We start from the raw sequence: 14326 nt of genomic DNA on the forward strand, positions 1-14326 counted from the left end.
ACCCCGTCGAGGCGTCTCGTCGGGCTCGGCGAGCGTCAGAGCGCGGCGGCGACCTCCGTGCCCTGCCGGATCGCGCGCTTGGCGTCCAGCTCGGCGGCGACGTCGGCGCCTCCGATGAGGTGCCAGCCCGATCCATGCTCCGACCCGTCCTGCGGCCACAGGTCGCGGACCGACTCCTGGCCCGCGCACACGACGACGGTGTCGACCGCCACCGAGGCGGGAGCGCCGGCGACCGTGTAGCGCAGCACCAGCCCGCCGTCGGGGTCGCTCTCGATGGCGTCGTACGTGACGCCGCTGACCAGCGTGACGCCCTCCTGCTTGAGCCGGGCGCGGTGGGCCCAGCCCGACGTCTTCCCCAGCCCCGCGCCGATCGGGGTGCTCTTGCGCTGCAGCAGGGTGACCTGGCGCGTCGGCACCCGCGGCGTCGGCTCGGCAAGCCCGCCACGGTGATCGGCGGGGTCGCCGACGCCCCAGTGCGCCCGCCACTCGGCCAGCGTCTCGGGAGCGTGGGTGAGCGCTGTGGAGACGTCGACGCCGATCCCGCCGGCGCCGATCACCGCCACCCGGCGGCCGGCCTCGGCACGGCCGGAGAGCAGGTCGGCGTACGAGACGACGCCGGGCAGCTCCGCGCCCGGCAGCGAGAGCACGCGCGGCACGACGCCGGTGGCGACGACCACGTCGTCGAAGGTCTGGAGGTCCGTGAGGGTCGCCTCGGTCTTGAGCCGTACGTCGACGCCGAGCACCTCCAGCCGGCGGCCGAAGTAGCGCAGCGTGTCGGCGAAGTCCTCCTTCCCGGGGACCGCCATCGCCAGCCGGAACTGGCCGCCGATCTCCTCGCCGCGCTCGAAGAGCGTGACGCCGAGGCCGCGCTCGGCGGCGGAGACGGCGGCCGAGAGCCCGGCCGGGCCGGCGCCGACGACCGCGACCGTCCGGGTCCGGCGCGTCGGGGTGAGGACCAGCTCGGTCTCGCGGGCGGCGCGCGGGTTGACCAGGCAGGAGGCCCGCTTGTTCTCGAAGGCGTGATCGAGGCAGGCCTGGTTGCAGGCGATGCAGGTGTTGATCTCGTCGGCCCGTCCGGCAGCCGCCTTGTTGGCGAACTCCGGATCGGCGAGCAGCGGTCGCGCCATCGAGACCAGGTCGGCCTGGCCGGCCGCGATCGCCTGCTCGGCGAGCTCGGGGGTGTTGATCCGGTTGGACGCGCAGACCGGGATCGCGACCTCGGCCCTGAGCCGTCCGGTGTACTCCAGCCAGGCACCGCGCGGGACCTGCGTGATGATCGTGGGCACGCGCGCCTCGTGCCAGCCGATGCCGGTGTTGAGGACGGAGGCGCCCGCGTCCTGGAGGGCGTACGCCAGGTCGATCGTCTCCTCCCACGTCTGGCCACCCTCGACCAGGTCGATCAGGGAGATCCGGAAGATGATCGGGAAGCCGTCGCCGAGCAGCTCGCGGGTGCGGCGGACGATCTCGACCGGGAAGCGGTGCCGGTTGGCGACGGAGCCGCCCCACCGGTCGGTGCGCTGGTTGGTGCGCTCGGCGAGGAACTGGTTGATCAGGTAGCCCTCGGAGCCCATGATCTCGACCGCGTCGTAGCCCGCCTTCCGGGCCAGCGCCGCGCTCCGGGCGAAGTCGCTCGCGGTCTCCTCGACCTGCCTGCTCGACATCGCGGAGGGCTTGAACGGGTTGATCGGAGCCTTGATCGCACTCGCCGACTGCGACCACGGGACGTAGGCGTACCGGCCGGCGTGGAGCACCTGCAACGCGATCGCGCCACCGTGCTCGTGCACCGCTCCGGTCACCTCGCGATGGCGCATCGCCTGCAGGCGCGAGGTCATGTCGGCGGCGAACGGCTTGAGCCAGCCGCGCCGGTTCGGGGCGTAGCCGCCGGTGACGATCAGCCCGGTGCCGCCACGGGCCCGCTCCCCGAAGTACGCGGCCAGCTTGGGGATGTCCCAGACGTGGTCCTCCAGACCCGTGTGCATCGAGCCCATCACGATCCGGTTGCGCAGCGTCAGGTCGCCGATGGTCAGCGGCGAGAGCAGGTGGTCGTACGGCATGGGCCGAAGGCTACTCACTGGTAACCACTGCCGCCAGCCGATGTGACAGGGGTGTAGCAAGGCCGGATGGCGCCGGATGGCGCATCGATCGGGTGTCGGAAAGTTCGTCCCCGTACGATGCGGCCATGCGTTTGCGTACCCCTGCCGTCGCCGCCGTCGTGTTGATGACCGCCGCGAGCCTCGCTGCCTGCTCCGCGAAGAACGACTCCGCGAACGACACCGCGAACGACGCCGGGGGAGCCGCCTCCACGAGCACCAGCGGCGCGGCAGCGTCCTGCGCACCCGCCGACCTGCATCTCTACAGCGCCGGCAAGCTGACGGTCGCGACCGATTCGCCCGCCTACGCGCCGTGGTTCAAGAAGAACGACCCGAGCAACGGCCAGGGCTTCGAGTCGGCCGTCGCCTACGCGGTGGCCAAGCAGCTCGGCTTCACCGCCGACCAGGTGACCTGGGTGAAGCAGGCGTTCAACACGTCCTACACGCCCGGCGACAAGAAGTTCGACTTCGACATCAACCAGATCTCGATCACCCCCGAGCGGGCCAAGGTCGCCACCTTCTCCGACGGCTACTACAGCGCCAACCAGGCCGTCATCACGCTGGACGCGAACAAGGACAAGGCCTCGACGCTGGCCGGCCTCAAAGACCTGAAGCTCGGTGCCGAGACGGCGACCACCAGCCTCACCGCCATCCGTGACGACGTGCAGCCCAGCAGCCAGCCGCTGGTCTTCGACACCGACGACCAGGCCAAGCAGGCGCTCCTGCACGGCCAGATCGACGGCCTGGTCACCGACCTGCCGAGCGCCGGCTACATCTCCAGCGAGATCAAGGGCAGCGTCGTCGCCGGCCAGTTCGCGAACAGCGAGCCCGAGGAGTTCGGCCTGCTCTTCCAGCAGGGCAACCCGCTGGTGACCTGCGTGAACACCGCGCTGGCCACGCTCAAGAGCGACGGCACCCTCGATCAGCTCCAGCAGCAGTGGCTCTCCGGCATGGAGAACGTGCCGGTGCTGCAGTGAGCGACGCCGCCACCGGCACCGCCCAGGACTGGGCGCCCAGCCCGCACCAGGTCGAGCGGGCGCGCGTCGCGCGCGCGATGGGCGTACGCCGTGCCGTGATCGCGACGGTCGTCACGGTCGTCGTGCTCGGCGCGGTGCTGGCCGTGTTCCTGACGTCACCCGGCTGGCCGGCGTTCCGCAGCTACTTCCTGTCCTGGTCGGACTTCACCGGCGCCTTCCCCTCGGTCAGCCGGGGCTTCTGGCTCAACATCCGGGTCTTCCTCGTCGCCGAGCCCTGCGTGCTGGTGCTGGGGGCGCTGGTCGCGGTCTGTCGGCAGTCACGCTCGCCGTGGCTGGCCCCGTTGCGGATCGTGTCGGTGGTCTACACCGACCTGTTCCGTGGCGTGCCGAGCATCCTGGTGATCTATCTGATCGGCGTCGGGCTCCCGGCGCTGGAGCTCAACGGCGTGCCCACCTCGCTCTTCTGGCTGGGCACGAGCGCGCTGGTGCTGTGCTACGGCGCCTATGTGGGCGAGGTGCTGCGAGCGGGGATCCTCTCGGTCCACCCCACCCAATGGTCCTCGGCTGAGGCGCTGGGCCTCTCGCGTACCCAGGCGATGTGGCGCGTCGTCTTCCCGCAGGCGGTGCGGCGGGCCGTCCCGCCGCTGATGAACGACCTCGTCTCGCTGCAGAAGGACACCGCATTGCTCTCGGTGCTCGGCGTGTGGGATGCGATGCGCGCCGCCAACGACTGGCAGGGCTATCACTTCAACGGCACCGCGCTGTTGGTCGCCGGTCTGTACTTCCTCGTCATCGCCGTGCCGCTGACCCGGCTCACCGACTGGCTGATGCTGCGCCAGATCCGACGGGAGCAGGGCCGATGAGCGAGCTGGAGCACAAGCCGGTGCTGCTGGAGGTCGACGGCCTACGCAAGGCCTATGGCGAGCGGGTCGTGCTGCAGGAGATCTCGCTCACCGTCGCACCGCACGACGTGGTCTGCCTGATCGGCGCGTCCGGCTCGGGCAAGTCGACGCTGCTGCGCTGCCTCAACCTGCTCGAGGACATCCAGGACGGCGTCATCAGGTTCGACGGCAGGGAGATCTCCGACCCGCGCGTCGACCCCCGCAGCGTGCGGCGCGACGTCGGGATGGTCTTCCAGGCCTACAACCTGTTCCCGCACCTGAGCGTGCTCGACAACTGCACCCTCGCGCAGTCGCTCGTGCACAGGGTGTCGAAGGCCGAGGCGCGATCGCGCGCGGTGGAGCTGCTGGAGCGCTTCGGGCTGGCGGACAAGGCGTCGGCCTACCCCGACGCCCTCTCCGGCGGTCAGCAGCAGCGCGTCGCGCTCGTCCGGGCGCTGTGCACCCGGCCGCGGCTGCTGCTGCTCGACGAGATCACCGCCGCCCTCGACCCGGAGCTGGTCGGTGAGGTGCTGGAGATCGTGCGCGCCGAGGCGGCCGCCGGGATGACGATGATCCTGGCGACCCACGAGATGGCGTTCGCCCGCGAGGTCGCGACCAGCGTCTGCTTCCTCGACCAGGGCCGGATCCTCGAGCAGGGCACGCCGGACCAGATCTTCGGCGACCCGCGCCAGGAGCGCACGCGGGAGTTCCTGGCCCGAGTGCTCTAGGGGCGAGGCGAGCGCCAGGCGGGTTGGTCTCGATACGCCCTCGCCTAGCGGCTCGGGCTACTCGACCAGCGACACAGCGGCTCGGGTACTCGACCAGCGACGCAGCGGCTCGGGCTACTCGACCAGCGACGCAGCGGCTCGGGCTACTCGACCAGCGACACAGCGGCTCGGGTACTCGACCAACGGTGCAGCGGCTCGACCAGCGACGGGCCTGGACGATGCTGGCCCCGCGACCGAGGTCGCGGGGCCAGCATCGAGCGACGACAACGCCGCGGACGTTCCGCCCGGGGCGTCAGGCGGGGAAGGACTCGCCGTTCTTCGCCATCTCCCGCAGATACGGCGTCGGCTGGAACCGCTCGCCGTACTTCGCGGCCAGCTCGTCGGCGCGCGCGAGGAACGCGTCGATGCCGATCGAGCCGTCGGCCGCCTCGTACCCGGTGATGAACTGGGCCGCACCGCCGGTCGCCGGCGGGAAGCCGATGCCGAAGATGGAGCCGATGTTCGCGTGCGCGGCCGAGGTGACCACGCCCTCCTCGAAGCACTTGGCCGTCTCGAGGGCCTCGGCGAAGAGCATCCGGTCCTTGATGTCGGCCAGCGGGATCTGCTCCTCGGCGACGGGGAACAGGTCGGCGAGGCCGGCCCAGATCGAGCCGCGCTTGCCGTCCTCGTAGTCGTAGAAGCCGGCACCGCGCAGCTTGCCCGCGCGGCCCGCCGCCAGCATCCGCGTGACGACCTGACCGCCCGGGTGCGGCACGAACGTGGTATCGCCCTCGGCCGACTTGGCGATCTTGGCCATCAGCTCGAGGTTGAGCTCGTCGGAGAGCTGGAGCACCGGAGCCGGGTAGCCGGCCTGGGTGGTGGCCCGCTCGATCGAGTACGGCGCGACGCCCTCGGCGAGCATCTGCATGCCCTCGTTGACCATGTAGCCGATGACGCGCGAGGTGTAGAAGCCACGCGAGTCGTGCGCGATCATCGGCGTCTTCTTGATGCCGAGGGTGATGTCGTACGCCTGGGCGAGGGTCTCGTCGGACGTCTCAGCGCCCTTGATGATCTCGACCAGCGGCATCTTGTCGACCGGGCTGAAGAAGTGCAGGCCGATGAAGCGCGAGGCGTCTGCGTCGATGCCCTTGGCCAGTTCGGTGATCGGCAGGGTGGAGGTGTTCGAGCAGAGCAGCGCGCCCTCGGCGAGGAACGGGAGGACCTCGTTGAAGACCTTCTGCTTGAGCTCGACGTTCTCGAAGACGGCCTCGACGACGCAGTCGGCGCCCTGGGCGTCGGCCGGGTCGATCGTCGGGGTGATCCGGGCGAGCAGCTCGTCGGACTTCTCCTGCGTGAGCTTGCCGCGGGAGACGGCCTTCTCGTTGATGCCGGCGGAGTAGGCCTTGCCCTTCTCGGCGGCCTCGATCGTGACGTCCTTCAGGACGACCTCGACGCCCGCCCGGGCCAGGACGTACGCGATGCCGGCGCCCATCATGCCGGCGCCGAGGACGACGGCCTTGGTGGGCATGTATTTCTCGACGCCCTGCGGGCGCAGCGCGCCGGAGTTGATCGAGCCGAGGTCGAAGAAGAACGCCTGGATCATGTTCTTCGCCTGCTGGCTGGTGACCAGCGAGGTGAAGTAGCGCGACTCGATCCGCGAGGCGGTGTCGAAGTCGACCTGGGCGCCCTCGACGGCGGCCGAGAGGATCGCCTTCGGGGCGCGCATGTCGCTCTGCTTGAGCTGGCGACGCAGGATCGGCGCGAGCGCCGGGAGGAAACCGGCCAGCGACGGGCTCGACGGCGTGCCGCCGGGGAGCTTGAAGCCGGGCTGGTCCCACGGCTGGGCGCCCGCCTCGGGGTTGGCCTTGATCCACGCCTTCGCGGCCGGGATCAGCTCCTCCTGGGTCGCGACCAGGTCGTTGACCAGGCCCTTGCCCTGAGCGGCGGCCGGCTTGAAGCGGGCGCCGGTGCCGAGGATCTCGGTGAGCGCGGTGATGATGCCGAACATCCGGACCGTACGGGTGACGCCGCCGCCGCCCGGGAGCAGGCCGAGGGAGACCTCCGGCAGGCCGATCTCGTAGCGGCCGTCCACGGCGATGCGGTGGTTGGTGGCCAGCGCGATCTCGAGACCGCCGCCGAGGGCGGCGCCGTTGATCGCGGCGACGACCGGCTTGGGCAGGAGCTCGAGCTTGCGCAGGGTCGCCTTGACGCTCTCCACCTCCTCGAAGACGAGGTGGGCGTCCTCGCGACGGATCTGCATCATGTTCTTCAGGTCGCCACCGGCGAAGAACGTCTTCTTCGCCGATGCGATCACGACGCCGGAGATGCTCTCCTGCTCGGCGTAGAGACGATCGACGGCGGCCTCCATGGAGCTCTTGTAGAGCTCGTTCATGGTGTTGGCCGACTGGTTCGGATCGTCCAGGGTCAGGGTGACGATGCCGTCGGCATCGACGTCGTACTTCACGGCGGACTCGGTCATGTCTTTTCCTCTCAGACCATCTCGACGATGGTGGCGATGCCCATGCCGCCGCCGACGCAGAGCGTGGCGAGGCCGCGCTTCTTGCCGCGGGCCTGGAGCTCGTCGACGAGCGTGCCGAGGATGATCGCGCCGGTGGCACCCAGCGGGTGCCCCATCGCGATGGCGCCGCCGTTGACGTTGGTGATGTCGTGGCTGATCCCCATGTCGCGCATGAAGCGCATGGCGACGGCGGCGAACGCCTCGTTGATCTCCCACAGGTCGATGTCGTCGACGGTCAGGCCGGCCCTCGCCAGCGCCTTGCGCGCCGCCGGCGCGGGGCCGGTGAGCATGATCGTCGGGTCGGCGCCGGAGACGGCTGCCGAGATGATCTTCGCGCGCGGGGTGAGGCCGAGCTCCTTGCCGATCTCCTCCGTGCCGACGAGCAGCAGGGCCGAGCCGTCGACGATGCCGGAGCTGTTGCCGGCGTGGTGGACGTGGTCGACCTTCTCCAGCCAGTGGTACTTCGAGAGCGCGACGTCGTCGAAGCCGGCCTCCTGGCCGTGCTGGAGGAAGGACGGCTTGAGGCCGGCCAGGCTCTCCGGGGTGGTGTCGGGACGGACCAGCTCGTCGTGGTCGAGCACGATCTGGCCGTTGCGGTCGACGACCGGGATGACGGCGTCCTTGAACTTGCCGGCCTCCCAGGCGGCCGCGGCGCGCTTGTGCGACTCGGCGGCGTACGCGTCGACGTCGGCGCGGCTCCAGCCCTCGACCGTGGCGATCAGGTCGGCGCCGATGCCCTGCGGGATGAAGTCGGTGGCGAGCGCGGTGTCGGGGTCCATCGCCCAGGCACCGCCGTCGGAGCCCATCGGCACCCGGCTCATCGCCTCGACGCCGCCGGCGATGAACAGGTCCTCGAAGCCGCCGCGGACGCGGGACGCGGCCTGGTTGACCGCCTCGAGGCCGGAGGCGCAGAAGCGATTGAGCTGGACGCCGGCGGTGGTCTCGGGGAGACCCGCCTTGAGCGCGGCGGTCTTGGCGATGTCGCCACCTTGATCGCCGAGGGGGCTGACGACTCCGAGCACGACGTCGTCGATGCGCTCGGTGTCCAGCGTGGGGTTGCGCTTGCGCAGCTCGTCGATGAGGCCGACCACGAGGTCGACCGGCTTGACCTCGTGCAGGGCGCCGGTCTTCTTGCCGCGACCACGGGGCGTGCGCACGTGGTCGTAGATGAATGCTTCTGCCATGGTGTCGATTCTGACACCAAAACTGTCAGGGTCAAGCGTCCCGGCGAAGGCTCTTGCCGATCACCCGGTTGATGGCGCTCTGGAACGAGATCATCACCGACTGGACGACCAGGCCCCGCAGGCGCGGCAGCGCCCCCTCGAGCGCGGCCAGCTCGTCGGCCGAGTGGTGCGTACGGCGCCACGGGTCGAGCAGGGTGTCGTCGAGCAGGTCGCGCAGATCGGTCGCGAGCGCGTCGAGATGCGTCTCGACCAGCTCGTGCGCTGCGCTGAGCGCGTCGCGGGACAGGCCCAGGTCGCGCAGCTCGCGGACGATGCGGCGCTGGACCTCCTCGGCGTCGGGAGTGGTCCAGGAGGTGATCATCGCCCGCTGCATGGCGATGTCCTCGATGGTGATCTCCTCGGGCATGCGCGCGAGGTAGCGCTCGATCGCCTGCAGGGTGAAGCCGTGCTCCTGGAGCGCGGTCGTCAGGTCGAGGAGCGCGCGGTGCCGTACGCCGTAGTACGCCACCCGGCCGCGCCGCTCCGGGGCCGGAAGGAGGCCGAGGGTGGCGTAGTAGCGGATGTTGCGCACCGTGACGCCGGTGACCTCGGCCAGCTCGTCGACGGTCAGGGCGCTCGCCTGTGCATCCGGGGCCTGCGTCATGGCGCGGGACATTACCGCGATCTCTTGAAACATGACAGTTCTGCTGTAACGATTCTCGATGTTCCCGGGACGTCATGTCCGCCGTACTCCCTGCAGGAGAGCCCGATGCCGACCAAGCCGACGATCTACGAGGCCGAGCACGAGGACTTCCGCGCCACCGCGCGCGCCTTCATGGAGAGGGAGGTCGCCCCGCACCACGCGCAGTGGGAGAAGGACGGCATCGTGCCGCGCGAGCTGTGGACCAAGGCCGGGGATGCAGGGCTGCTCTGCTTCGACGTGCCGGAGGAGTTCGGCGGGCCGGGCATCGACGACTTCCGGTTCAACGCCGTGCTCATCGAGGAGCTGGCCCGGGTCGGCGCCAGCGGCCCCGGCTTCACGCTGCACAACGACATCGTGGTGCCGTACCTGCTCCACCTCGGCACCGACGAGCAGAAGCGTCGCTGGCTGCCCGGCTGCGTCAGCGGCGAGCTCATCACGGCGATCGCGATGACCGAGCCCGGAGCCGGCTCCGACCTCCAGGGCATCCGGACCAGCGCGGTGGACAAGGGCGACCACTTCGTCCTCAACGGCTCCAAGATCTTCATCACCAACGGCATCAACGCCGACCTGGTCGTCGTGGTCGCCAAGACCGACGCCGAGAAGGGCGCCCACGGCATCTCGCTGCTCGTCGTCGAGCGCGGCATGGAGGGCTTCGGCCGCGGCCGCAACCTCGACAAGATGGGGATGAAGGCCCAGGACACCGCCGAGCTGGTCTTCGACAACGTGATCGTGCCGAAGGAGAACCTCCTCGGTGAGGTCGATCAGGGCTTCATCCACCTCATGACCGAGCTGCCGCGCGAGCGGGTCTCGGTCGCCACGATCGCCGTCGCCGCGGTCGAGCGGGTGCTGGAGCTGTGCCTCGACTACGCCACCACCCGCGAGGCGTTCGGCCGGCCGATCGGCACGTTCCAGAACACCCGCTTCGTGCTGGCCGAGATGGCCACGGAGGCGCACATCGCCCGGGTCTTCATCAACGACTGCATCACCCGGCTGAACGCGGGTGAGGTCGACACCTCGCTCGCCTCGATGGCCAAGTGGTGGACCACCGAGCTGCAGAAGCGGGTGGTGGACGCGGGCGTCCAGATCCACGGCGGGTACGGCTACATGAACGAGTACCCGATCGCGAAGGCGTACGTCGACAGCCGCATCCAGACGATCTACGGCGGCACGACCGAGATCCAGAAGGAGATCATCGGGCGCTTCCTGGGGGTCTGACCCGGCGCTCCGCTGGATCAGCCGACGGGCGCGTCCGGGTCCGCGGCGATGCCGTAGGACCGGGCGCGCGCGTCGATCATCGCCCAGACCATCTCGGTCATCAGGTCGACCAGGAGGCCCGCCTTCGGCACGCCGCAGCCCTGGTCGACCCAGCGGCGCACGGTCGCGTGCACCATGCCGATCACGCCGTGGGTCAGGGGATCGGTGGCGGCCACGTCGGCCTCGGAGACCTCGGCACCCAGGGCGCGGAACCAGGTGACCGTGAGCTCGCCGACGGCCGTCGAGATCTGGTCCAGGCCGTGCTGGAGCGGGCCGGTCTCGTCGAGGTCGAGGTCGACCAGGTGATGCAGACGAGGGTGCGACGCCGCCCAGTCGACGTACACCTCGAGACCCGCGCGCAGGGTGGCGCGCGGCGTCCCTGCGAAGGTGATGTGCGGGGCGAGCATCGCCCAGAGCTGGGCGAGCACCTCGCTGCGCACGGCCCGGTCGAGGTCGCGGCGGTCCTCGAACTGGCGGTAGATGACCGAGCGGGCCAGACCGGCCTGCGCACCGACCTCCTGCAGGGACGGCGCGGCGTAGCCGGCGTCGTACAGGGCGATGGCGGCCGCCACGATGCGCTCACGCTGGGCGTCGTTGTGGGCTGCCCACCGGGTCGCGCGTCCGTCCATGACCGCTGAGGTTAGCGGAGCAGGTCTCGACGGGCCCGACCTCCGGGCGGCGGTCCGCCGGAAGGGTCTCGACAGGCTCGACCGCCGGGCATCGGTCAGGCGGCGGCGCTGGCGGGCTCGGAGCGGAAGCGCGAGGGCCGGCCGTCGACGCCCCAGAGCTTCCACGCCCAGCGGGTCCAGGGCGTGCGTACGCCCAGGTCGTCGGCGAGCATCCGGATGTCGGAGAACAGGTCGCGGCGGAACTTGCGCGCCTGCGCGGTGTCACCCCACACCTCGCGTGCGACCTCGTCGGGGATGCCCATGAGGTCGCGATCGGCCCTGCTGGGCACCAGGATCGCATCGGCGCCCAGGCGCAGGGACATCGGCCACATGATGCCGAGCCACGTCCGGGCCAGGGGGCCGCGGTTCGGCACGTGCTGGCTCAACCAGGCGTGGGCGAAGCCGATGTGGCGGGCCTCCTCGGCGATGTGGATCTGCATGATCCGGTTGATCAGCGGGTGCCCGCCGCCGCGGCGCATGAGGTCCTTCTGCACGTGGTCGATCGGCTCCTCGCCGGCGAGGATGATCGTGAAGAACATGGTGGGACTCATCCACCCCAGCTGCGCCACCGCGGGGATCGCGTTGAGCAGCCATCGCGGCGCTCCGGTCACCTCCGGGCACACCCGGTTGGTGAACTCCTGGAACATCTGGATGTGGTGGGTCTCCTCGGTGAGCTCGTGCATGAAGTAGCGGAACTCGGGATTGCCGTTGGGCGTGCGCAGCAGGAACCCGGAGCCGCCCTGGAGGAGGAGCTGCTCGAACTGGGAGCCGATCTTGGTGACCAGCGCCAGCCGGTGCCGGCCGATCTCGATCTGCCGCGCCCGCGGCAGATCCCGGTACCACCGGTGCGCGCCGAGCGGATCCACGGCGGGCAGGATCCAGCGCTCGTCGTCCTCGACGAGGGCGAGCTCCGCGTCGTCCCAGTCGATGTCCTTGAACGCGTTGAAGCACTGCTCGACCGATGCCTCGGAGAGGGTCCGCAGCGTCTCCGCGTACGGCTGCCTCCCCTGGGTCCGGAACGGGACGGCGCCGGCGGCGGTGCGTGCGCCACCACCGACGATGCGCTTGGCGAGGGTCACGGGAGCCATGCCCGGCACACTACCCGAGACACGGTGTCGCTGATAGATCTAGGTGAAGCTGATGACGCCGTCCTCGATGTCGCCGCGCATCACCTTCATGTCGACCAGGTAGTTCTGCTTGAGCATCCACGGTGCCCGATCGCCCTGGCGCGGCATCGACGCGGCGGCGCGCTGGATGTAGCCCGAGGCGAGGTCCATCAGCGGACGCGCGCCGATCGCGGGGTCGCGCTCGACCCGTGCCTCGGTGAAGCGGTGATCGCGCATGTGGCGCAGCAGGTTGACCACGAAGTCGCTGACCAGGTCGGCCTTGAGGGTCCAGGAGGCGTTCGTGTAGCCGATCGTGAACGCGAAGTTCGGCAGCCCGCTCAGCATCGCGGCCTTGTAGGACATCGTCTCGGCCAGGTCGACCGCCTCGCCGTCGACGGTCATCCGCACGCCGCCGAACAGCTTGATCCTGAGCCCGGTCGCGCTGATCACGATGTCGGCCTCGAGGGTCTCGCCGGACTCCAGCTCGATCCCCTTGGCGGTGAACGTCTTGATCCGGTCGGTGGCGATGTCGGCCCTGCCGGAGCGGATCGCGCGGAACAGGTCGCCGTTCGGCACGACGCACAGGCGCTGGTCCCACGGGTCGTACGGCGGCGTGAAGTGCTTCTGCGCGTATGCCTCCGCCTCGGCGGGGGTCATGCCCGGCTGCCCGGGGCGCGCGGTGAGGTGCTCGACGACGCCCTTGAGCACCATCCGCTTCACCATCTCGGGCCTGCGGCGGGAGAGCTGGTAGGAGCCGATCAGGATGGCGATGTTGGCCCAGCGGATCGCCTCGTAGCCGAGCTTCTCCCGGGTCCTGCGGAACGGCACCGCGCCCGGGACCTTCCCCAGCACGCCGTTGAGGCCGCGCGCGAGCGGGTCCTTCGCCGGCCGGGACATGATGTAGGTCGGGGTGCGCTGCAGCATCGTGATCTTCTCGACCACCTCGCCGGGATCGCCGAGCGACATGGCCGGGACGAGCGTGACGGCGGTGGCGCCGGAGCCGATCACGACGACCTTCTTGCCGGCGTGGTCGAGGTCGGCCGGCCAGTGCTGCGGGTGGATGAAGGCGCCCTCGAAGTCCTGGACGCCGGGGAACTCCGGCTGGTGACCCTCGGCGTAGTCGTAGTAGCCCGAGCAGGCCCACAGGAAGTTGGCCGTGAACCCCTTCTCGCCGTCGGGCGTGGAGGTGGTGACGCTCCACTGCCGGGCGGTGGAGTCCCAATCGGCCGCAGTGACCGTGTGCTGGTAGCGGATGAGCTCGTCGACGCCGTACTCGCGCTGGATGGTGCGCAGGTAGTCGAGGATCATGTGGCCGTCGGCCAGCGACTGGTTGCTGGGCCACGGATGCCACTTGAACCCGAAGGTGAACATGTCGGAGTCCGAGCGGATGCCGGGGTAGCGGAACAGGTCCCAGGTGCCGCCACTGGCCTCGCGGCTCTCCAGAACGGCGACGCTCAGGTCGGGCAGGTGCTGGCGCAGCTGCGCGGCAGCGCCGATGCCCGACAGGCCGGCTCCGACGACGAGGACGTCCACGTGCTCACTCATGTCTCGACGGTAGATCCGTTATTGAACGTTCGTCAATAGGGGATCGATCGGTGTCGCGCTTGCGGTGCATACCGAGTATGTGCATACTCGGTATGCACGGACTGGAAAGGGTGACGGATGTCGGTCAAGCACGCGCTGCTCGCGCTCCTGGAGCCGGGGCCGATGTACGGCTACCAGCTCCGGTCCGCCTTCGAGGAGCGCACGGCCGAGCTCTGGCCGCTCAACATCGGGCAGGTCTACACGACCCTCTCCCGGCTCGAGCGCGACGGCCTGGTCGAGGGCGGCGAGAGCAACGCGGAGGGCCAGCAGCTGTATCGGCTGACCCCGGCGGGCGCCGCCGAGCTGACGGACTGGTTCACCTCGGCGGTGCCCCGCACCCAGCCGCCCCGCGAGGAGCTCGCGATCAAGATCGCGCTCGCGGTCGGCACCTCCGGGCTGGACGTCGCCGCCGTCATCCAGCGGCAGCGCAGCGCCACCATGACGGCGCTGCAGGGCTACACCAAGGCCAAGCGGGCCAGCACGGAGCTCGCCCACGGCCTCGTCCTGGACTCTCTCATCTTCGACGCCGAGGCCGAGATCCGCTGGCTCGACCACTGCGACGCCCGGTTGAGGCAGCAGGTGGGAGCCCGATGAGCATCCACCTCGACCCGCGCGAGGCCGATCGCCTGCGCCGCGCCGAGAGCCGATGGCTCGAACAGGCCCGCGAGCGCCTCC

At 70.1% G+C, this 14326-nt stretch carries 12 protein-coding genes; 5 read left to right on the top strand and 7 right to left on the bottom strand.

Features of this window, described 5'->3' with window-relative positions; genetic code table 11:
• Nucleotides 1-35: 35 nt before the first annotated feature.
• On the bottom strand, nt 36-2054 hold the full coding sequence (locus ACZ5L9_RS07420; RefSeq protein WP_464535679.1) for an FAD-dependent oxidoreductase: 2019 nt from the start codon (nt 2052-2054) through the stop codon (nt 36-38).
• A gap of 125 nt (nt 2055-2179) precedes the next feature.
• Here ACZ5L9_RS07420 and ACZ5L9_RS07425 point away from each other — a divergent pair, with 125 nt between their 5' ends.
• The 3 genes from ACZ5L9_RS07425 to ACZ5L9_RS07435 are packed head-to-tail and all read left to right on the top strand — an operon-like array spanning nt 2180 to nt 4676.
• Nucleotides 2180-3067 (top strand): ABC transporter substrate-binding protein, encoded by an 888-nt coding sequence (locus ACZ5L9_RS07425; RefSeq protein ID WP_464535682.1) that lies wholly within the window; start codon nt 2180-2182, stop codon nt 3065-3067.
• The gene (locus ACZ5L9_RS07430; RefSeq protein ID WP_464535686.1) at nt 3064-3930 is read left to right on the top strand and encodes an amino acid ABC transporter permease; all 867 of its coding nucleotides are present in this window, start codon (nt 3064-3066) and stop codon (nt 3928-3930) included. Before ACZ5L9_RS07425 ends, ACZ5L9_RS07430 begins: the two co-directional genes overlap by 4 nt.
• A complete protein-coding gene (locus ACZ5L9_RS07435) occupies nt 3927-4676 on the top strand; it encodes an amino acid ABC transporter ATP-binding protein (protein ID WP_464535688.1) in 750 nt (249 codons plus the stop codon). The genes ACZ5L9_RS07430 and ACZ5L9_RS07435 overlap by 4 nt, the downstream gene beginning before the upstream one ends.
• Nucleotides 4677-4968: 292 nt before the next feature.
• Here the strand turns inward: ACZ5L9_RS07435 and ACZ5L9_RS07440 are convergent, their stop codons facing one another.
• From ACZ5L9_RS07440 to ACZ5L9_RS07450, 3 genes are read right to left on the bottom strand one after another with little or no spacing between them, the layout of a single operon-like run.
• Nucleotides 4969-7134, bottom strand: a complete 2166-nt coding sequence (locus ACZ5L9_RS07440) for a 3-hydroxyacyl-CoA dehydrogenase NAD-binding domain-containing protein (RefSeq protein WP_464535691.1) — start codon at nt 7132-7134, stop codon at nt 4969-4971.
• Nucleotides 7135-7145: 11 nt separating this feature from the next.
• Entirely contained in the window at nt 7146-8357 is a 1212-nt protein-coding gene (locus tag ACZ5L9_RS07445; RefSeq protein WP_464535693.1) for an acetyl-CoA C-acetyltransferase, read from the bottom strand.
• 31 nt (nt 8358-8388) lie between these two features.
• Nucleotides 8389-9000 carry a MerR family transcriptional regulator gene (locus tag ACZ5L9_RS07450; RefSeq protein WP_464535695.1) on the bottom strand — a complete coding sequence of 204 codons (612 nt, stop codon included), beginning with the start codon at nt 8998-9000 and terminating at the stop codon, nt 8389-8391.
• 105 nt (nt 9001-9105) lie between these two features.
• On the opposite strand from ACZ5L9_RS07450, the gene ACZ5L9_RS07455 reads away from it, so the two are divergent.
• Nucleotides 9106-10254: an acyl-CoA dehydrogenase family protein gene (locus ACZ5L9_RS07455; protein WP_464535698.1), complete on the top strand. Its 1149-nt coding sequence runs from the start codon at nt 9106-9108 to the stop codon at nt 10252-10254.
• Between the two features lie 17 nt (nt 10255-10271).
• On the opposite strand, the gene ACZ5L9_RS07460 is transcribed toward ACZ5L9_RS07455, so the two are convergent.
• The 3 genes from ACZ5L9_RS07460 to ACZ5L9_RS07470 form a co-directional block, all read right to left on the bottom strand.
• Nucleotides 10272-10922: a TetR/AcrR family transcriptional regulator gene (locus ACZ5L9_RS07460; RefSeq protein ID WP_464535700.1), complete on the bottom strand. Its 651-nt coding sequence runs from the start codon at nt 10920-10922 to the stop codon at nt 10272-10274.
• A gap of 95 nt (nt 10923-11017) precedes the next feature.
• A complete protein-coding gene (locus ACZ5L9_RS07465; RefSeq protein ID WP_464535703.1) occupies nt 11018-12049 on the bottom strand; it encodes an AurF N-oxygenase family protein in 1032 nt (343 codons plus the stop codon).
• Between the two features lie 39 nt (nt 12050-12088).
• On the bottom strand, nt 12089-13612 hold the full coding sequence (locus tag ACZ5L9_RS07470) for a flavin-containing monooxygenase (RefSeq protein WP_464535705.1): 1524 nt from the start codon (nt 13610-13612) through the stop codon (nt 12089-12091).
• Nucleotides 13613-13729: 117 nt separating this feature from the next.
• Between ACZ5L9_RS07470 and ACZ5L9_RS07475 the strand changes: the two genes are divergently transcribed.
• Complete coding sequence (locus ACZ5L9_RS07475) at nt 13730-14245, top strand: PadR family transcriptional regulator (RefSeq protein WP_464535707.1); 516 nt, start codon at nt 13730-13732, stop codon at nt 14243-14245.
• The last annotated feature ends 81 nt before the right edge of the window (nt 14246-14326 follow it).

The sequence above is a fragment of the Nocardioides sp. JCM 18998 genome, assembly GCF_055391535.1.